General features: G+C 45.5%; 13 protein-coding genes and 1 pseudogene. 10 read left to right on the top strand and 4 right to left on the bottom strand.

Features of this window, described 5'->3' with window-relative positions; translation table 11 throughout:
• Positions 1-226: 226 nt before the first annotated feature.
• Together polA and N4J56_RS07410 are read left to right on the top strand one after the other, a co-directional pair.
• On the top strand, positions 227-3,208 hold the full coding sequence (polA, locus tag N4J56_RS07415; protein ID WP_317105881.1) for a DNA polymerase I: 2,982 nt from the start codon (positions 227-229) through the stop codon (positions 3,206-3,208).
• Positions 3,209-3,362: 154 nt separating this feature from the next.
• On the top strand, positions 3,363-3,572 hold the full coding sequence (locus N4J56_RS07410; protein ID WP_317105880.1) for a hypothetical protein: 210 nt from the start codon (positions 3,363-3,365) through the stop codon (positions 3,570-3,572).
• A gap of 166 nt (positions 3,573-3,738) precedes the next feature.
• Here N4J56_RS07410 and N4J56_RS07405 read toward each other — a convergent pair whose 3' ends face one another.
• Together N4J56_RS07405 and N4J56_RS07400 are read right to left on the bottom strand one after the other, a co-directional pair.
• Positions 3,739-5,871, bottom strand: coding sequence for a CHASE2 domain-containing serine/threonine-protein kinase (locus N4J56_RS07405; protein WP_317105879.1), 2,133 nt, complete (start codon positions 5,869-5,871; stop codon positions 3,739-3,741).
• A 233-nt stretch (positions 5,872-6,104) separates the two neighbouring features.
• On the bottom strand, positions 6,105-7,007 hold the full coding sequence (locus N4J56_RS07400) for a DUF928 domain-containing protein (protein WP_317105878.1): 903 nt from the start codon (positions 7,005-7,007) through the stop codon (positions 6,105-6,107).
• Between the two features lie 345 nt (positions 7,008-7,352).
• Between N4J56_RS07400 and N4J56_RS07395 the strand changes: the two genes are divergently transcribed.
• The 3 genes and pseudogenes from N4J56_RS07395 to N4J56_RS07385 all read left to right on the top strand — a co-directional run.
• A complete protein-coding gene (locus N4J56_RS07395; protein WP_317105877.1) occupies positions 7,353-7,595 on the top strand; it encodes a hypothetical protein in 243 nt (80 codons plus the stop codon).
• 75 nt (positions 7,596-7,670) lie between these two features.
• Positions 7,671-8,939, top strand: coding sequence for an IS701 family transposase (locus tag N4J56_RS07390; RefSeq protein ID WP_317104593.1), 1,269 nt, complete (start codon positions 7,671-7,673; stop codon positions 8,937-8,939).
• Positions 8,940-8,970: 31 nt separating this feature from the next.
• A pseudogene (locus N4J56_RS07385) lies at positions 8,971-12,783 on the top strand (filamentous hemagglutinin N-terminal domain-containing protein); the annotation flags it as partial.
• A gap of 169 nt (positions 12,784-12,952) precedes the next feature.
• On the opposite strand, the gene N4J56_RS07380 reads toward N4J56_RS07385, so the two are convergent.
• Both N4J56_RS07380 and N4J56_RS07375 read right to left on the bottom strand, forming a co-directional pair.
• Positions 12,953-14,209 (bottom strand): transposase, encoded by a 1,257-nt coding sequence (locus N4J56_RS07380; RefSeq protein WP_317105876.1) that lies wholly within the window; start codon positions 14,207-14,209, stop codon positions 12,953-12,955.
• Positions 14,210-14,321: 112 nt separating this feature from the next.
• The gene (locus tag N4J56_RS07375; RefSeq protein ID WP_317105875.1) at positions 14,322-15,674 is read right to left on the bottom strand and encodes an NAD(P)/FAD-dependent oxidoreductase; all 1,353 of its coding nucleotides are present in this window, start codon (positions 15,672-15,674) and stop codon (positions 14,322-14,324) included.
• 87 nt (positions 15,675-15,761) lie between these two features.
• Here N4J56_RS07375 and N4J56_RS07370 point away from each other — a divergent pair, with 87 nt between their 5' ends.
• From N4J56_RS07370 to N4J56_RS07350, 5 genes are all read left to right on the top strand, one after another.
• Positions 15,762-15,896: a hypothetical protein gene (locus tag N4J56_RS07370; protein ID WP_317105874.1), complete on the top strand. Its 135-nt coding sequence runs from the start codon at positions 15,762-15,764 to the stop codon at positions 15,894-15,896.
• A gap of 146 nt (positions 15,897-16,042) precedes the next feature.
• Positions 16,043-17,509, top strand: a complete 1,467-nt coding sequence (zds, locus tag N4J56_RS07365) for a 9,9'-di-cis-zeta-carotene desaturase (RefSeq protein ID WP_317105873.1) — start codon at positions 16,043-16,045, stop codon at positions 17,507-17,509.
• Positions 17,510-17,578: 69 nt separating this feature from the next.
• Complete coding sequence (locus tag N4J56_RS07360; RefSeq protein ID WP_317105872.1) at positions 17,579-18,040, top strand: SRPBCC family protein; 462 nt, start codon at positions 17,579-17,581, stop codon at positions 18,038-18,040.
• Between the two features lie 297 nt (positions 18,041-18,337).
• Positions 18,338-18,838, top strand: coding sequence for a DUF4112 domain-containing protein (locus tag N4J56_RS07355; RefSeq protein ID WP_317105871.1), 501 nt, complete (start codon positions 18,338-18,340; stop codon positions 18,836-18,838).
• A 19-nt stretch (positions 18,839-18,857) separates the two neighbouring features.
• Positions 18,858-19,865 carry an alpha/beta hydrolase gene (locus N4J56_RS07350; protein ID WP_317105870.1) on the top strand — a complete coding sequence of 336 codons (1,008 nt, stop codon included), beginning with the start codon at positions 18,858-18,860 and terminating at the stop codon, positions 19,863-19,865.
• The last annotated feature ends 62 nt before the right edge of the window (positions 19,866-19,927 follow it).

Raw genomic sequence — 19,927 nt, 5'->3', positions numbered from 1 at the left:
GCGGGTTTTTCAAAAATTTCTACACTTAGCATAGATAATCTCGATAAACCCGCCCCTACAATCTGACGCTGATAACAATCGTCAGGGCAGGTTTTTCAAAAATCTCTACATTGAGGATAAATCATCTCGATAAACCCGCCCCTACAATCGACGCTAATACCAATGGATTTCACATGACTAACACGGAATATCAATGATTATTTGGGCTAATCGCTAGAATAGGTTTATGACTCAAGCTGCATCCGATCCTACCCCTGCTAACAGTTCCGCACCACAGCACCCTACGTTTATTCTAGTGGACGGGCATTCTTTAGCTTTCCGTTCTTATTTCGCCTTTGCCAAGGGACGAGATGGCGGACTGCGGACGAAAACTGGTATTCCGACAAGCGTTTGTTTTGGCTTCTTGAAATCATTACTAGAAGTGATGGCTACTCAAAAGCCGGAAGCAATGGCGATCGCCTTCGATTTGGGTTTACCGACATTTCGCCACGAAGCTGACGACACCTACAAAGCAGATCGTCCAGGGACACCAGAAGATTTCGTCCCCGATCTGAAGAATTTGCACGAATTACTCGCAGGACTTGCGGTTGAGGTCTTGACTGCACCTGGTTTTGAAGCGGATGATATTTTGGGGACTCTGGCTTTACGGGCGAGTGAAGCCGGGTATCAGGTAAAGATTTTGACAGGCGATCGCGATTTATTTCAACTTGTCGATCCCGAAAAAGCAATTAGCGTCTTATATCTCAGTACGGCTTTTATTCAGCGCAACAACACTGGTACGGCTGAATTTAGTGTAGAACAAGTACGAGAGAAAATGGGTGTTTTACCATCACAAGTCGTTGATTTTAAAGCTTTGTGTGGCGATCCATCTGATAATATTCCAGGCGTGAGGGGAATCGGGGAAAAAACTGCGGTACAACTCCTCAGTACTTATGACAATTTAGATAATATTTACGCTTCAATCGACCAAATTAAAGGCGCTACTAAAAAGAAGTTAGAAGAAGGTAAAGAAGCAGCTTATCACTCTCGCCACTTGGCGCAAATTGTCTTAGATGTACCGCTAGAAGTTGAGTTAGAAAACTGCAAACTTAAAGGGTTCGATCGCACTACCCTCGAACCAATTTTAGAAAAGTTAGAATTTAGAACTTTCTTAGGGAAAGTCAACCAACTTCAGCAGCAATTTGGCGGCGATTTTGAAGACAAGGGAGACAAGGAGGATAAGGAAAATAAGGAGGACGATTACCAATTACCAATTACCAATTACCAATCGGATGACGATTTATGGTTTTTCAGTGCAGCAGATACGGAGGTGGCGCAGCAACAATCGCAGTCGCCAATTCAACCACAAATTATCGATACTCCGGCTAAATTGACGGAATTAGTTCAGAGGTTGCAAAAATATACTGATGCAACTAACCCTGTGGCTTGGGATACGGAAACGACAGATTTAGAACCACGGGATGCAGAATTAGTTGGAATTGGCTGCTGTTGGGGAAATGCATTAGATGATATGGCATATATCCCAGTTGGTCATCGAGATGGTAAAAATTTAGATAAGGCAACAGTTTTAGAACAACTACGTCCAATTTTAGAGAGCGATCGCTATCCAAAAGCGTTACAAAATGCTAAGTTCGATCGCTTAGTTCTGCGTTGTCAAGGAATTCAACTAGCTGGAGTTGTTTTCGATCCGTTGTTAGCAAGTTATGTCTTGAATCCAGATTCAGATGTGACTCGCAATTTAGGCGTACTTGCCGATCGCTATTTAAAATTAGATACTGTTAGTTATTCAGAATTAGTTCCCAAAGGTCAGACTATTGCTGATATTGATATTTCTAGCGTCGCCGATTACTGCGGCATGGATGTTTATGTCACGTATCAATTAGTAGCGAAATTGCGAGCAGAACTCGATAAAACTCCAATGATGCATCAGCTGTTACTGGAGGTAGAACAACCTCTAGAACCAGTTTTAGCAGAAATGGAATATACGGGAATTAGAATTGATAGCAATTACCTGCATGACTTTTCTAAACAACTCGAAGCAGACTTGGCTCGATTAGAAGAAAAAGTCTATGCTGTAGCTGGTGAAAAGTTTAATTTAGGTTCGCCTAAAAAACTTAGCGAACTCTTATTCGATAAGTTGAAATTAGACCGAAGAAAGTCACGTAAAATACAAACTGGTTATTCGACAGATGCAGCGACACTAGAAAAATTACAAGGCGATCATCCAGTTGTAGACGCAATTTTAGAATATCGCACTTTGGCAAAGTTAAAATCTACTTATGTTGATGCTTTACCAGCTTTAGTGCGTCCAGATACTCACCGAATCCATACAGATTTCAATCAAACTGCAACATCTACAGGGCGATTGTCTTCTTCTAATCCCAACTTACAAAACATCCCGATTCGGACTGCGTTCAGTCGGCAAATTCGTAAAGCTTTTCTACCTGAATCAGGTTGGTTAATGGTAGCAGCAGATTATTCTCAGATTGAATTGAGAATTTTAGCGCATTTGACACAGGAACCTGTTTTAGTTTCGGCTTACCAAAATAACGAAGATATCCACACAGTCACGGCAAAACTGTTGTTTGAACAAGAGACTGTCACTTCAGAACAGCGCCGTTTGGGTAAGATTATTAATTTCGGTGTGATTTACGGCATGGGTGCGCAAAGATTTGCGCGAGAAACAGGGATGAAAGCCGCAGATGGAAAGATATTTATTGAGAAATTTAACCAAACATATCCGAAAGTATTTGCATACTTACAAGGGATTCAAAAAGATGCGATCGCCAAAGGATATGTAGAGACAATTTTAGGACGCAGACGCTATTTTAATTTTACCAGCGATCGCTTACGAAAACTCTTAAATGCAAAACCCGAAGATATCGATCTTGATAGTATCAAAGGGTTATCAGCTTACGATGCCGGATTGCTACGGGCGGCGGCTAATGCCCCAATTCAAGGATCGAGTGCAGATATTATCAAAATTGCTATGGTGAGATTGCATGAATTATTACACAACTATCAGGCACGTTTATTATTACAAGTCCACGACGAATTAGTATTTGAAATTCCTCCTCATGAATGGGAAGAACTACAACCGCAAATTAAAACGACAATGGAAACAGCCTTAGAACGTACAGACGTTGATTTTAGCGTTCCCTTATTCGTTGATGTCCGCGCCGGACAAAATTGGATGGAAACGAAATAATTAGTGAAAAGGGAGCAGGGAGTAGGGAGTAGGGGGAAAGAGAGAGTTGTGAATAGAAATGTATCCATTTACGCTCATCTGCGTTCAAAAATGAATTCTTGACTACAAACGCCAGATCGTCATAAACTCAAATATATGTAAAACCGGAGGAGTTATGAATCTTTCGGAAAAGAATGAGTTTTTAAATCGTTTAGACAAGTTCGATTATTTGAGCGAACTAGAAGAGACAGAACTAAACGCGATCGTCGGTGGTGCGGTGGGTGCTACGCCAGAGGTAACACATGTATCGCCTGCTTATGCAGATGAATTGGTGCAGCTAGCAGCAGCGTTGGACGTAGATGTTGAAACGCTACTATTGCAGTAAAACTGTTGTCGATACATCGCGTCTGATAGAACATATGCCGCGCGATCGCAATTGACTGTAAATTCTGTAAAGGCGGGTTTTACTAGAGATCTTCATACATAGTCCGAAAAACTCAATAAACCCGCCCCTACAGCGATCTTGCTGTTTGAACGGATATGATATGACTTTAATATATATAAACGCTTTCCAAAGCTCTCAGAACTGCGGTTGCTGATTGGAATCTATTGCTGGGATAATAACGCACCATTTTATTTAAAATAGCCGCTAGCGTATCATTAATTGCGGGGACGTGGTGTCGCCAAATCACCTCATGGGTTGTGGGATCTTCTTCTAATTCTGTTGGGGGAATTCCGGTTACAGCCTGAATGCCAATTGTACCGAGGGCGTAAATGTCACTGCTAAAGACAGGTTTACCAAAAAACTGTTCTGGTGCAGCATATCCCATCGTACCGATCGCCACGGTGTATTTTTCCTGCGCCATCGTGATTTGAGTTTGCAATTGTTTGACGGAACCGAAATCAACTAAAACTAAGCTGTTATCCGATCGCCTTCTAATAATGTTGCTGGGTTTAATATCTCGATGAATGACGCTGCGGTGATGAATAAAATCGAGGACGAGTAGAACATCTTTTAAGAGTGCTACAACTTCAGTTTCAGTTAAACGTTTACCTGGAACTAATTCTTCACTCAAAGGATGTCCTTGAATGAATTCTTCTACTAAATAGAATTGTCGATCTTGCTCGAAGTAAGCAAGCAATTGAGGAATGCGATCGAAGCTTCCCAATGTTTCTAAGGCTTCTGCTTCAGACTGAAACAAGCGCCGCGCCAGTTGCATATATCTCTCATCCGTGGATGGAATCAGCTGCTTGACGACGCAATAGGGTTTACCTGGACGTTGAGTATCTTCGGCGAGAAAAGTATGACCGAATCCACCCGCACCGATATTGCGCACGATTTGGTATCGTTCCTTTAATATGGTTCGAGTTGATTGAGTGCCTGCGGCTGTCGTGAGTGATGAGAAAGAGCCTTCTTGGGCAGAATTGTTTGTTTTTGCGCCACTTGGACGCGCTTTGAAGTAGGCTTGATAAGCCACTACAGCCCCACTTGTCCCCACTAAACCAAGTGCTGGAGGGACGAGGGGAATCCAGCCTTTTTGGAGAAATAAGACGAAACAAATACTACCCAATCCTAGTAAAGCACTTGCCCCAATGACTCCCAGCAGCCAGGAGGGACGCACGTACCAAGCGATCGCCCCACCTAATATAGACCACGCCCAGATCCAAAGAATTTCCGTTGTTTCCGACCAATACCAAAACAGCGATCGCCCATCCAAAGTCGTACTCAGCAGTTGGCTTAAAATCTGCGCGTGGACGAGTACGCCTGCCATTTTTCCTTTTGTTTCCGGCTGCTGGCTGAGGTCGTAAGGTGTATAAAAATAATCTTTGATCTCCGTGGCTGTCACGCCAACAAGAACGATCTTATCTTCCACCCAGCTAGGGTTAATGGAATCGGAGAGAACGTCACTGAGCGATATCTGGCGAGCGACGGCAGTAGGAGAGCGATAATTGATTAAGACTTGATATCCTCTCGCATCAATATTTTGATAACCACTGCTATTACTGGCGATCGCCGGAAAAGTTGCTGTACCGATCTTTAAATTCTTGTCTGGAGTCAGTTGCGCTCGAACACCTTGTTTGCTGAGGTATTTCAGCGCTAGTTGCAAGCTAAAGGAGGTCGTAGCAGGACACTTAGAGGTTTTTTCTGGGGTCATAAACAGCAAACCCCGGCGGACTACCCCATCTCGATCTAAAACTAAATCGCTAAATCCCAAACGAGTTTTAGGAACTACTGTCGGTGGTGCGACTCCCAAACCCTTATCGTCTCCCACTTTACACACCGCAACAATGTTATCGTTTACCTGCAAGCGCGTGGTAAGTTCGACATTCCCTGGTTCTACGGGTAAATCGCGATAAATATCTAAGCCGATGATCCGAGGGCGATACTGTTTGAGTTTTTGTAAAAGCTGGTCTATAGTGCGATCGGATGCGGGCCAGCGATCCAGTGCTTGAATATCGTCTTGCGTAACTGCAACCACCAGTAAACGCGGATCGGCACCTTCATCAGGTTGCAGTTGAACAAAGCGATCGAAATAGTTTAGCTCCAGTCCTTCTAGCCGTCCTAAGTGACGCACGCCAATAACCAAGCCACAGACGGCTGCGCTAGCAACTAATACGGGTGAGATTGCCTCTGTAATTTTACGTAGGCGACTCAATTGAGAAGCTTTGGATAATAAGCGCATATTTATATTGAGTTATCATATCCTGCATTATGACTGTTGTTGGTCATTGGTCATTGGTCATTGGTAGTTGGTAGTTGATAGTTGGTTGACGGTCATTAGTCGCTGCTCCCTGCTCCCTGACAACTAACCATTAGCAAGAATTCCCTAAGCACGTCCATAATTATCGTAATCATGGGGTGCTTTAGGGACAAGGGGCATAATTGCTTTGTTCGATCGAGTGAGTTGAACGAATCTTAATTCAGCAATACAATTGGAGCTTGAGCAACTGCACCCAGTCCTACAGATTTGAGTAAATCCGACCATTCTCGCGATACGGTTGAATTATTGGGTGTCGATTGACGGCTTGCCACCATTGCCGCTACAGTATCGTACCAAATGCCATTTGCAGCATATAAAGAGACGCGATCGCTCGGTTTGGCTTTTTGAATTTCGCTTTGCAGGATCGGATCGGCTTCAACTCGTTGAATCCAGCCGTCTACAACTACGTCTGCCGAACGGTCTTTTGGATCGCAGATCATGGAGAAATACCATTGATAGTTTTTCCCCGTCTCTAGAGATGGCGCACCTGGCATTTTCGCCATGTTGACGCTGACAATCCCTGGAGTTTTTGGCGAAGCCACGGTAGATTTATGCAGAATCTTTTGTTTATCGTTGAGTAAGACTAATTCTAGCTGTTCGGCTTTATTTGCAGGTACGTAGAACGATAAGGTCGGTTGGGCGGCGATCGTCGTTCCCGTATTAGTATTTGGAACTAAAGCTGTGAGTGCTTGTTTGCCACTAAAACAGCCCCGCGTTGCACCACCAACCCGGTTTCCTGGTGCGCCCCACTCGGGTGGTACGAAGGAAATTGTCGCTTCGCCGCGCTGCGAAAGATAGCTACTGATGTTGTTAATTGCTTTAGTAGCGTAGGGGTTTCCTTGCCGGAGGTTGAGAGCCTTGCGAAAATTGACTAGAGCTGTTTCATAGTCTCGTTGAGCAGTGGCAAGATAGCCTTGTCGCATGAAGTTATCGTAATCGGACTGGGCGTTTTGGACTGCTTTAGCGGGTGCAGCCTGCGTCGTTGCAGGGACTACAGGGGCAAAACAACCAATTGCTAAGATCGGGATTACGTACTTCAGCCACGGTTTAATCTTCATTGCAGTTCTCCGCAGACAGATATTTTTTATACCGATTAACTTTTCTGGATAGAAATTCACCTAAGCCAGAGAGTAGCAAACGACGCGATCGCACTTCAATTAGGAAGAAAGTAAGTTAAGTATTTTTATAATACGGCTTTCCCCCAATTGAAAGTTCGGTTCGTTCACTTATTGTAAATACTACAAAATCATGTGGAATTTTTCCTGAAGTTGGTGTATGTCTTCGGGAAATGTGATGAATCGCACATTTTTGCACTGGTTGTATGAGGGAATTGCGCGATCGCAATTTCTCTAGATTTCAGGGCTTTATTTTGTTACAACGACTATTTTATAGTTATTGGTGGTTTGGCATCTGTCATCGGTATTAACCTAAATATTTATATAGCAGAGATGTATTTACAAATATCTTCAGTTTCTGGGCGCTGGTGCGTGCGGCTAGGTTTGGCTTGGGCGATCGTCGGGAGTGCTGTTGCGTTTGGGAGTACTGCGCTGGCTCAAGTTGTTCCAGACAATACTGTCGGTTCTGCTGTCAGCGGTGTAAGTGGCGGCGAGCAGACAATTACTGGTGGAACTAGTGGGACTTTGTAAGAAAGATGGAGCAAATTGAGCTAGAATGCGGGTAGGAGTTGCGTTTTACGTCAGTCTCGACAGGAGCAACGTAAGGTGAAAGATCAAGTACCAGCAGCGATGCCGCAGTGCTTTGAGAACTGGTGTCGTCGGTTTGATGATGTATTTTCGCGTCAGAAGCAGCGGCAGGAATTTCGTGTTTATCTAGGGGGACTGCTGGGTGAGAGTCAGCGCAAAAACCTGAGCCAACTGGTCACAAATACAGTAGATGGCTCCTACAACAGCCTCAGACATTTTCTCAACAATGCCCCTTGGGATGAAGTCAAGCTAAATAATCGGCGGTTGGAGGTGATGCACCAGTGTCGCCAGACGACCCCGAGTCAAGGTTTCACATTGATTGTAGATGATTCGGGACATCGCAAAAGTGGTGCGGCTACTGATGGGGTAGGACGGCAGTACATTGGGGAGATTGGCAAGACTGACAATGGTATTGTGCTGCTGACTACCTACTTGTATGATGGAGTGCGACGTCTGCCGTTAGATGTTGCACTCTATCAACACGCAAGTTTATTCGAGCAAGGCAAGGCAGACCCCAACTTCCAGAAAAAACCTGACCTGGCTCTAGACTTGGTTGACCAATGCTTGAAGCGCGGTTATCGACCGGGTGTGACTGTAATTGATGCAGGCTACGGTAATAACACGCCTTTTCTCAAGCAGTTGGAGTCGAGAAACCTAACTTACGTGGCAGCAATCGCCAAAAACCGCCAAGTTACTGCTCAAACATCAGGTGATGAGTCTGCTCGTAAGCAGGGATTAGAAGCTATTGCTCAAACCTTGGCAGTGGAGCAGTTCACACCTGTGCAACTCAATCTGGAGCAGCCCCGGACAGTTTGGGTGGCGCTGTTACCAGTTCACGTTCCGAAGCTCGAAGGCACTCGCTGGCTGGCGATTCAACTCAATGCCTCTAGTTTCGAGCAAGCGACGGAGGTGGATTACTTTCTCACCAATGCCTCTGACAACCAAGTCAGTGCGGCTTGGGTAGCTCAAACATATTCTGCTCGCAACTGGGTGGAGGTCTTCTATCGAGAAGCCAAGGGCTGGTTGGGTTTGAGTGAGTATCAAGTTCGGGATGCTCTGAGTATGAAGCGTCATTGGGTTTTAGTGTTCATCGCTTACACCTTCATCCTTTGGCATCAGTTGACCGGCGGATTCCGCAGACGTTGGGCAACCAAACCCTTACAAACCTTTGCCGAAGCATTGGAGGCATTCCGCACCGCAGTCGAGTTTCGTTTGGTCCGCTGGCTTAATGAGCATGTTGATGTATTTGCCTCTCACAGAGCTAAGTTCGGCTATATTTGGGCTTAGAAAGTTTTAAAGTCCCACTAGGCAGGGTGGGAATTTATTCCACAGTTTTGATCGGTTTTCTGTGCCTACCAATGGAGCAGCTATTTTTAACAATGCTCTAGATATTCAAAATATTCTTAGTAGGGTTACGGGTGGCTCCATATCTAATATTGATGGTTTGATTCGAGCCAACGGAGCAGCTAACTTATTTTTGCTCAATCCCAATGGGATTATTTTCGGTCAGAATGCCAGATTGGATGTTGGTGGTTCGTTTATTGCTACTACGGCTAGCAGTATCAATTTCGCCGATGGGACACAGTTTAGTGCTACACCAGGTACAGGTGCGCCGTTACTCACCGTCAGCGTTCCCTTGGGTTTGCAGTTTGGTACGAATTCAGGGAGTATTATCAACCGCGCTAGCAACGAGGGTTTACAGGTAGGTGCTGGGACAACTTTAGGACTAGTTGGTGGTAACGTTAACTTGGAAGGCGGACGGTTGACTGCAAGAGGCGGACAAATAGAACTAGGTGCAGTTGCAGCCCCAGGAGTTGTAGAAATCAGTCCAGATAGTAGTGGTTTCCGCTTCAGTTTTCCTACAGATTTAGCTTTAGGAGATATATCGCTGACAAATTTATCTGTGGTTGACGTTGCTGCTGATAGGGGCGGTAGTATCGCTACAAACTCTCAAAACTTAAGTCTTGCCCAAGGGAGCAATATGGGGGCTGGGATACGCTCGGGGTTTGGCTCGCCTGATAGCAAGGCGGGAAACATCGAAATTAATGCAATAGGAAGGATTGCTCTTGCTGATGGCAGCTTTATCACTAATTCAGTGCAAAGAGGAGCTGTCGGCAATAGTGGAGATCTTAATGTTACAGCTGGAACGCTTGAGTTGATTGGCGGTGGACAACTAGAAGCTAGCACTTACGGAAAGGGAAATGCAGGCAATATGAATATCAATGCTAATAGCATCACTTTTTCTGGAGTAATCAATCAACGTACTAGCGGAATTCTCAGTAATGTAGAGGATGGAGCTAATGGTACTGGCGGCATCATTAATGTTAAAGCTGATTCGCTGTCTTTGACTGATGGTGGTCAAATTCAGGCTATAGTTCGTAACGCTTCAAATACACTGCCTGGTGGAAATGGCAATGCTGGAAAGGTAGTAATTGACATTCGCAATTCCTTTGATATTAGCGACATCAACGGTGAATACTCAAGCGCGGTTTTCACCTTTGTGGGTTCTGGAGCAGAAGGCAAGGGTGGAGATATTGACATCAAAACCCGATCGCTGTCTTTGAGCAATGGTGGTAACATTACTGCTAGCACTTTTGGTGTTGGCGATGCAGGTAGCATCAAAGTTGAAATTGCCGAGACTGCTACTTTTAGTGGAGTAAGCGAATCAGGGATCAGAAGTGGCATTTTCAACAACGTAGGCTCTGGTGGTATTGGCAAAGGTGGCAGCATCACTCTCAATGCTGGAAACCTTTCTGTGCGCGATGGGGGTCAAATCAATACTAGCTCTGAAGGCGGAGGAAGTGCGGGTAACATCACAATTGATGTTGAAGATCGAATTGCTATGGATGGAGTGCGTACCATCCAGACTACCCAAGGAGAGCAACCTATTCCTAGTGGGGTCTTTTCTAGTTTGTTTCAGGAGTTGCAGGGCGATCGCAAAGGAGGTGATATTAACATTACAGCGCGATCTCTATCTCTTGCTGATGGCGGGGGTATTGCGGCTGGTACGTTTGGGCAAGGAAATGCAGGCAACATTAATATTGATGTCAGCGATACAGTGTTCATTAGCGGAGTGGGAGGAGGTAACATCCGCAGTGGTATCTTTAGCAATGTAGAACGAGGAGGCAAGGGCAAAGGTGGCAATGTCAACCTCAAGAGTAATTCCTTATCTATCACTGATGCGGGGATCGTTACTGCAAGTACTTTAGGTCAAGGTGATGCAGGCAGTATTGTAATTGAAGCCCGCGATAACATCTTTGTAGATAGAGTACGTGTTAGTGAAGGAGTAAATTTTGCCAGTGGAGTCTTTAGCATAGTGGGATCGACTGGTGTTGGTAGAGGTGGCAATATCAATATTAAAGCGCGATCGCTGTCTTTGACCAATGGTGGTAACATTACTGCTAGCACTTATGGTCAAGGTGATGCAGGCAGAATCAAACTTGAAATTATCGATACTGCTACTTTTACTGGGTTAACTAAATCAAATATCCCAAGTGGTTTGTTCAGTAACGTATACCCTACCAGCACTGGTAAAGGTGGTGACATCACTCTCAATGCTGGCAATCTATTCTTGCGCGATGGCGCTCAAATCAATACTGTCTCTGAAGGCAGGGGAAGTGCAGGCAACATCACCATTGATGTTAAAGATCGAATTGCCATCGATGGAGTGGGTACTATCCAAACTGCTCAAGGAGAACAACCTATTCCTAGCGGAGTCTTTTCTAACTTGAACTTCACACCACAGGAGTTGCAAGGCGACCGCAAAGGTGGTGACATTAACATCAAAGCGCGAGCGATAGATTTGACTGATGGCGGTAACGTCAATGCTGGCACTTATGGTCAAGGTGATGCAGGTAGCATCAAAGTTGAAATTGCCGAGACTGCTACTTTTACTGGATTAACCGAACCAGATATCAGAAGTGGCATTTTCAACAACGTAGGCATTGACAGCAATGGCAAGGGTGGTGATATTACTCTTAATGCTGGAAACCTATTCTTGCGCGATGGCGCTCAAATCAATACTGTCTCTGAAGGCAGGGGAAGTGCAGGCAACATCGCCATTGATGTTAAAGATCGAATTGCCATCGATGGAGTGCATACCATCCAGACTGCCCAAGGAGAGCAAACTTTTGCTAGTGGAGTCTTTTCTAGTTTGCTTTCCACTACGCAGGAGTTGCAAGGCGAGCGCAAAGGTGGTGACATTAGTATCAAAGCACGATCGCTTTTCCTCAGTAACAGTGGTCAATTAAATAGCAGCAGTGCAGGACAAGGAGATGCAGGCGATATTGACGTAGATGTTCGCTCCCTTGAGCTTAACTACGGTGGTATTTTTGCTCAATCATTATTCACAGGTAATGGTGGAGATATTGAATTACGAGCGAGTAAGAGCGTGAGGCTACGTAACGGTAGCCAGATCTCTACCTCAGCAGGAGGCTTAGAACAAGGTGGAAATGGTGGCAATATCACAATTAATTCCCCCCTGGTCATCGCCAATGCTAATGGTAACAATGACATCACAGCTAATGCTTTCCGTGGTAGCGGGGGTAAAATTGAGATTAATGCTCAAGGCATTTTTGGACTAACGCGAATTGATGGCGAAACACTTCTATCTTTGTTAGGAACCGACATCCCCAGTGCAGAAGATTTTGATAGAGTCTTCAACCAACTAAGTTCTAATGATGTAGTGGCAATCTCTCTTAGCGATCCTTCTTTAAGTGGCAATGTCAGCTTTAATACTGCCGATATCGACCCCAGCCGCGATATTGTGGAACTGCCTACAGGACTAGTCGATGCTTCCTCTTTAGTCGCAGCCGGATGCCCATCTGGAGCCGAAAATCGCTTCACCGTTGCCGGACGCGGCGGCTTACCCCCTGCACCAGCAGATAAACTCAGTTCTGATGCCCTCCTCACCGATTGGGCAACTCTGCAAACACCAGACACTCAAAACCGTGCCGCAGTAGAAACAACTACCCCAGTAGCAACTAATACTACACCTACACCCCCTGTAGAAACCATAACTGAAGCCACATCCTGGCAATACGATCGCAACGGCGCGATAATTCTCACTAGTGGCGATACCACATCATCAAGTCATTTAAAGACAACACCGACTTCCTGCCCTAGTTCTTAACTCAAAGCTGAAGACGTAGCTTGATGGCGTTATCCGCTTGACCAAAAAATTGAAGAGACTACGGTGCCAAGAGTGTTCTATCTGACTGATTTAATCACTGCACGTTTGCCTAAAAGAATCCGCTCGTTGACATCCTCCCCGACCTGAAAGGTGCGGGGATTCCCAAGAATCACTTCTTGAGTTTTCTGCTTCGTCCCGTGCCAGCTAGACTAACGTTACCACTAGCCCCCGCCGCATCCAGTCCACAGACAGTTTGTTTTACTTCTAGGCTATGCCCTAGCCCAGAAACTAGTTCTAATCCGCGATTTCTAATTACTTGCGCCGCCGCAACATCCCGCGAAGTCGTATAGAAACAGACCGGACAGGAATGAATTCGTTCGCTTAGTTCTTTCTTGCCTGTGTGCGTCCCACATTCAGGACACTGCTGCGAAGTGTAGTTCTTGTCTACTTTGGCAAAAAAGACGTTGCGTTTAAAGCACACCCATTGCAGGATATTCACAAATTGACCAAAACCAGCATCGGCACTATGTTTGCTCAACATCCCTCTCGCCCAAGAACGAAAGTCAATGTCTTCGACAAATATCATTCCTGCACCGTTGCATAAACGATGGGCTAGCTTAAAGTGCCAGTCTTTTCTAGTATCAGTAATTTGTTGATGAATTCTCGCTATCTTTTGATTGAGCTTATGTCTATTATTAGATCCCAACTTCATGTGCTTTAATCTACGTTGCAGCAATTTCAGCTCGCGTTGCAGGGTTTGCAAAAAACGGGGTCTATTAATCTGCTCGTTATCGCTAGTAGCTACGAATTTATCGAATCCCAAATCCAAGCCTCGCGGATGACCGGATATTGGGGTATCTGGTACTGATACATCCAACTGTAGCGCCAACATGACAAAGTAACCATTAGCCCGTCGCACAATCCTAGCTTGTTTGATTTCAAAACCCTCTGGTATTTGACGCGACAAGCGCAGACGTATCTGCCCCAGTTGTGGGAGCTTTAGTACATCTCCGATTAGCGGGTTTTTAGACAGTTGAGGAAAGACAAATGACCGCATTCGATATTTGTTCTTGAAGCGAGGAAAGCCTAGTTTCTTCGCTCTCATGTCTTCAAATGCCCGATCCAGCGTTCTCAAGACTTGTTGCAGGACTTGAGAATGTACGTCTTTAAGTATCGGGAATTGCTCTTTGGCTAGAGTTAACCGCTTGGCTTGAGTGTGGTAACTGGGGTACGGTTCATCAGCAGGGAGTATATATTCTTGTTCGATTGAACAAGTGTTGACGGGTGCAGATCGGGAATTCAACCAATCTTTGCGTTCCCGCAAAGCAAAGTTCCACACAGAGCGACACACAGCGAATATCCGCTCGATAGTATCGACCTGTTCTGGAGTTGGTTCTAGCTTAAATTCCCATGTCATGTTTAGCATGAAAGTATTTTACACGCTTTTTGTTCCTGTGTAAAGCCGCCCTCCACTACGTTAAAGGGCGGGGTTTTAAACCCAAAATTTTCGATAACAAACTATCAAGCCGACAACTTAACTAGGTGTGAGTAGTAACTACGTTCGCGCGATCGCCTGATGGCGCGTAATAATTACCGTTTTCATCAATTCCTAACTGGAGTAATGATTCTTCGCCAGTAATTAACCTCGCTCCTCGCTTGCGGGTGAAATAGTTCCAGCCCCACTGAAAAATGACTACCAACTTATTGTCAAATTCAATTAGGTAGTAAATATGCACGAACAGCCAAATTAACCAAGCAAAAATTCCCGAAAACTTGACAAAGCGTAAATCTACCACTGCGGCATTGCGTCCGATCACGGCTAGGCTAGCGATATCTACGTAGCGAAAAGGAGTCACAGCTTGTCCCTGAAGCCTGCGTTGGATCGATTCTGCTACGTACTGCCCTTCTTGCATGGCTACGGGTGCAACTCCTGGTAAAGGCTGATTATCTTGGTGAGAATAACTTGCCAAGTCGCCGATGATGAAAATATTTGCATAGTTAGCCAGACTCAAATCGGGTTCGACTATGACTCGTCCCACCCGATCGAGTTGCGCCCCCGTGCGTTGGGCGATCGCTTCTCCCATTGATGAAGCTTTAACACCCGCCGCCCATAAAACCGTCCGCGTAGGAATGGATTCAATATTCTCGCCTTGACGAATCGTCACAGCATCCTCGGTGACGTTCGTAACTAAAGTTTTAGTTTTGATCGTTACGCCCAATCGCTCTAAAGAGTGCGCCGCTTGAGCCGATAACTTTGGATCGTAGGGTGGTAGGATGCGATCCATACCCTCTATCAGCAAGATTTGGGTTTCTTTGGTGTCAATATTGCGGAAATCGCGCTTTAAAGTACTGTAAGCAAGCTCCGCGATCGCCCCAGCTAATTCTACTCCCGTTGGTCCCCCGCCCGCGATCGCAAAAGTCAACCAAGCGCGACGTTTTTCTGGATCGGTTTCCTTTTCAGCTGCTTCAAAAGCTAGAAAAATTCGCCGCCGCATCTCTAAAGCATCTTCTACAGTTTTGAGTCCTGGTGCAACCTCTGCCCAGTTATCGTTACCGAAATAATGGTGACTTACCCCAGTAGCGACAATCAGGCTATCGTAGGCTAATTCTCCATTACGCAAAATAATTTTTTGCTGTTGAGGATCGAGATCGATGACTTCGCCCATCAGCACTCTCGTGTTTTTTTGTCGATTCAAAATCGCCCGCAACGGCGACGAAATATCGGCTGGGGATAGAGTTCCCGTAGCAACTTGATAGAGCAGGGGTTGAAACAGATGAAAATTCCGCTTATCCACTAAAGTGACATCGAAACCACTTTTTCCTAATGCTTTGGCTGCATACAGCCCCGCAAAGCCGCCACCAACGATGACAACTTTATGAGGAGTTTTCATAGGTTCTACCATAAGTTAGATGCTAAACTTTCTCTACTTTTACTACCTACAGAGCTTTGTTGCGTCATTAAGCAAAGATCTGCACCTTTGCCAATACTTGCTTCACAGATTTTAATCCCAGATTACTGCGATCGCCACTATCCGAACGTAGCGACAGTTACCAGTTGTCAGTTATTAGGGAGCAGGGAGCAGGGAGCAGAGAGCAGGGGAAGAAGATATTAACTTCTCCTTATCCCCTTGTCCCCTTTGTCCTCCTTATCCCCCTTGTCCCCTTGTCCCCTTTGTCCCCTTGTCCCTCCTGACTCCCTACTCCCTGCTCCCTGCTCCCTGTTAATATACGTAAAGAAACTGAGCGGGAAATATAACACATGCGGGTTGCGATTGTCGGTGCGGGGCTGGCTGGGCTAGCAACTGCCGTCACGTTGGCGGATGCTGGCTGGGAAGTAGAGATTTATGAGTCTCGCCCCTTTGTAGGTGGAAAAGTCGGGAGTTGGGTAGATCCCAATGGCAACCATGTTGAGATGGGGTTGCACGTCTTTTTCGGCAATTATTACCAGCTATTTGAATTAATGAAGCAGGTAGGGGCATTTGAACACCTACTGCGAAAAGAACACGTGCATAATTTTATTAATAAAGGCGGACGCACCGGAGCGTTAGATTTTCGGTTTATTACAGGTGCGCCGTTTAATGGATTAAAAGCCTTTTTCACGACTTCGCAGCTATCTCTACAAGATAAAGTCCAAAATGCGATCGCCCTCGGTACTAGCCCCATCGTGCGGGGTTTAATCGACTTCGAGGGGGCAATGAAAACAATCCGCAGCCTCGACAACATCAGTTTTGCCGATTGGTTTCGCCGTCAGGGTGGCAGCAATGGCAGTATTAAACGCATGTGGAACCCCATTGCCTATGCTTTGGGTTTTATCGACTGCGAACATATCTCTGCTCGTTGCATGTTGACAATTTTCCAAATGTTTGCTGCTAGAAGCGAGGCTTCGGTGTTGCGGATGTTGGAAGGTTCGCCAGATGAGTTTTTGCACAAACCAATTGTGAAGTATTTAGAGGATAGGCAGGTCAAAATTTTCACGCGGCGGCGAGTCAGAGAAATTCAGTTTGCCGAAGACAGGGGAGAAACCCGCGTCACGGGCATAGTTGTTGCTAGTGGCGAGACAGAAGAAACGATTACTGCCGATGCCTATGTCTGTGCTTGCGATGTCCCGGGAATTCAACGGCTCTTACCTGCGGCATGGCGGCAATGGTCGCAATTTGACAACATTTATAAGTTAGAAGCAGTACCAGTAGCAACGGTGCAATTGCGGTTTGATGGTTGGGTGACAGAACTGCAAGACGCTCAAAAACGCCAGCAATTGCAGCAAGCCGCAGGCATCGATAATTTACTGTATACGCCGGATGCCGACTTTTCTTGTTTTGCAGACTTGGCTTTAACTAGCCCGACAGATTATTACCGTGAGGGACAGGGTTCTTTGTTGCAACTGGTACTAACACCAGGCGATCCTTTTATTAAAGAAAGTAACGAGGCGATCGCCCAACACGTTCTCAAGCAAGTCCACGAACTATTCCCCTCGTCGCGAGAGTTAAATATGACTTGGTATAGCGTTGTCAAGTTAGCGCAGTCTCTCTATCGCGAAGCACCAGGGATGGAACCGTATCGTCCTTATCAAACTACGCCAGTCGCGAATTTCTTCCTAGCGGGGAGCTACACCCAGCAAGACTACATCGATAGTATGGAAGGGGCAACACTTTCGGGGCGATTGGCTGCGAAAGCAATTCTGGCAAGTGAAAAACTAGCCAGCCAAGGTGAGTTGTCGGCTGTATAGGTAAACGCAGGCGCGGTAGTAGCTTCGAGCGATACCGCATAGACACTAAACAACGCAGAGGAAAAGTCAATGCCAGATTGGTTAGAGCATAGCGTACAGGTTGAAGTGCCAGTTCCCGTTGACCAAGTATGGGAATTGTGGTCAGATCTGGAGCAGATGCCGCGTTGGATGAAGTGGATTGAGTCGGTAAAAGTGCTGGAGGATAACCCTGAGTTGTCCCGTTGGCATTTGAATACGGGGGGATTGCAGTTCGACTGGCATTCGCGCATTTTGAAGAAAGTACCAAATCAAATTATTCAATGGGAATCTGTGGATGGTCTGCCAAATCAAGGCGCAATTCGGTTTTACGATCGCCACACTAGTACCATTGTTAAGCTCAGCGTCGCCTATGCCTTTCCAGGGATTTTAGGAAAAATCATGGATAGCCTATTTTTAGGTCGTGCAGTCGAATCGACGCTGCAAGCCAATATGGAAAGATTTCGCGATTATGCCCTGCAAGATCAAGCCCAAAAGCAAGGAGTTGGGTGTTAGTTGTTAGTTATTAGTTGATGGTTGTAGGGGCGGGTTCACCAAAAAACTTTGTTTGGAATCGAGATTTCAAGTAAACCCGCCCGTACAGCAGTAGTAAGTGACAATACCCACATTTCACACCCTATTGCTAGGTAAATATGGCTATAGGTACAACCCATAGTGTATTCAGCTATGTTTAGATTGACAGTAATAGCCTTTGTGCCAAAGTTCAATTTGCTGTGTTTCAGTCTGTTACAGTTCAATTTGCAGTAAACAATCAAGTTATTTTCCCTAGCCCCTAACTCCTCACCCCTCAAAATGTCTCGGACTTCGCCAATTCCTGTTGTGACAAATCATCCCCGACTTGCTATTATTCAACGCTTGCGTAAACTAACACACCTAATGGATAATGCGATCGCAATTCCAGGGACGAAGTTTCGCATCGGTTTAGACCCCATTTTAGGATTGATACCAGGCGCGGGAGATTTTATCGGCACGGCGCTTTCTGCATACATAGTACTAGAAGCCGTGCGCTTGGGACTTCCCAAAGAGACGCTGGGAAAAATGGTGAGTAATATTCTTTTAGAAAGCGTAGTTGGTACTGTCCCAATTGTGGGTGACTGGTTTGATTTCGCCTGGAAAGCCAACGTTAAGAACTTGGAGCTAATAGAAACACATTTAGGAGTCACAAATATCAGCAAGCCTGCCAATCGCTGGTTGATGTTTCTACTAGTAGTAGGGTTCTTAATTATTGGTATAGGTTTAGTAACCTTTAGTGTGCTAGTTTTTAAACTGCTCTTAAATGCAGTGACTAGCTAATTGAGGTCTTAAGACAGGAATGAAGGACTGGTGGCAGGCGACATTTCCCAAGGGGAGACAAACATTAAAAATTCTTGATGCGAATGGTTACCCAGTTTCTATTGCTTACGGAGAGAAAGGCACGGGTAAGCCACTATTTTTAATTCATGGAATTGGTAGTTGGAGTTACAACTGGCGTTACAGCGTCGAACCCTTATCGAAATACTTTCGCGTTATTTGTTTCGATGCTAAAGGTTACGGGTTTTCGGAAAAGCCATTACGCAGAGAAAGACACGATCACCAATTGATCGAGCTATCGCGGATTGTTAGCGGCTTGTGCAACGAACCAGCCATCATCGTTGCAGAATCACTAGGTGCATTAGTCAGTTTGGGGCTGGCGCTTGCTTATCCTCAACTGATCGAAAAGTTAATCGTTGTCAATGTCCCAATTTTTCCCGAACGCTTACCGCATTGGGGTATGTGGTTGCTGTCGCAATTACCCACAGAAATAGTCAAAGCGATCGACTCAACTCGGTTTCCATATTTTTTTGCCCCCGTCATGCGGGAATTGATGCGATTAGAGCGGCGATCTGTACTGTTCGATCCCTCAATGTTGACGGACGAAGATGTCTATTGGCTTACCTATCCGTTTGTAGAATTTCCTGGGACGATCGCCAAAGTTGCAGAAGACTTACAAATTGCGGCAGCAGAAATCGAACACTTGCAAGCAAAAAAACCCAGTTTAATTACTAAGATTCAAAATCATTTACACAAAATTAAATGTCCAACCCTAATTTTATGGGGAAAACAAGATAGCTGGTTTCCGTGTAGCGATGGCGAGAAATTGCGATCGCGTATCCCTAACGCTCAATTAAAAATTCTGCCCAATTGCGGTCATGATGCCTCAGCTGGTGCAAACCAGGCAGTGAATGCAGCAGTATTAGAGTTTCTAAGGGGAGTCGGGAGTCGGGAGTGGGAGAGTGGGGGTCGGGGAAGAGAGCTGTGGGAGCTGGGGAGGCTCTCGGGAGCTGAGGGAGAAAAATTATGACTCCTGATTTCTAGGTTTTGACTTTTGACTTTTGACTTCTGACTTTTGACTTTTGACTTTTG

Source organism: Chroococcidiopsis sp. SAG 2025 (assembly GCF_032860985.1).
Classification (GTDB): domain Bacteria; phylum Cyanobacteriota; class Cyanobacteriia; order Cyanobacteriales; family Chroococcidiopsidaceae; genus Chroococcidiopsis.
The sequence above is the reverse complement of the archived record's forward strand: the minus strand, read 5'-3'. Positions and strand labels throughout refer to the sequence as shown.

Bases quoted from the DNA above. Each gene is read 5' to 3' on its own strand.
- N4J56_RS07410 (WP_317105880.1), top strand. From the start codon at position 3,363: ATGAATCTTTCGGAAAAGAATGAGTTTTTAAATCGTTTAGACAAGTTC.
- zds (WP_317105873.1), top strand. From the start codon at position 16,043: ATGCGGGTTGCGATTGTCGGTGCGGGGCTGGCTGGGCTAGCAACTGCC.
- N4J56_RS07400 (WP_317105878.1), bottom strand. From the start codon at position 7,007: ATGAAGATTAAACCGTGGCTGAAGTACGTAATCCCGATCTTAGCAATT.
- polA (WP_317105881.1), top strand. From the start codon at position 227: ATGACTCAAGCTGCATCCGATCCTACCCCTGCTAACAGTTCCGCACCA.
- N4J56_RS07405 (WP_317105879.1), bottom strand. From the start codon at position 5,871: ATGCGCTTATTATCCAAAGCTTCTCAATTGAGTCGCCTACGTAAAATT.
- N4J56_RS07350 (WP_317105870.1), top strand. From the start codon at position 18,858: ATGAAGGACTGGTGGCAGGCGACATTTCCCAAGGGGAGACAAACATTA.
- N4J56_RS07375 (WP_317105875.1), bottom strand. From the start codon at position 15,674: ATGAAAACTCCTCATAAAGTTGTCATCGTTGGTGGCGGCTTTGCGGGG.
- N4J56_RS07360 (WP_317105872.1), top strand. From the start codon at position 17,579: ATGCCAGATTGGTTAGAGCATAGCGTACAGGTTGAAGTGCCAGTTCCC.
- N4J56_RS07380 (WP_317105876.1), bottom strand. From the start codon at position 14,209: ATGCTAAACATGACATGGGAATTTAAGCTAGAACCAACTCCAGAACAG.
- N4J56_RS07355 (WP_317105871.1), top strand. From the start codon at position 18,338: ATGTCTCGGACTTCGCCAATTCCTGTTGTGACAAATCATCCCCGACTT.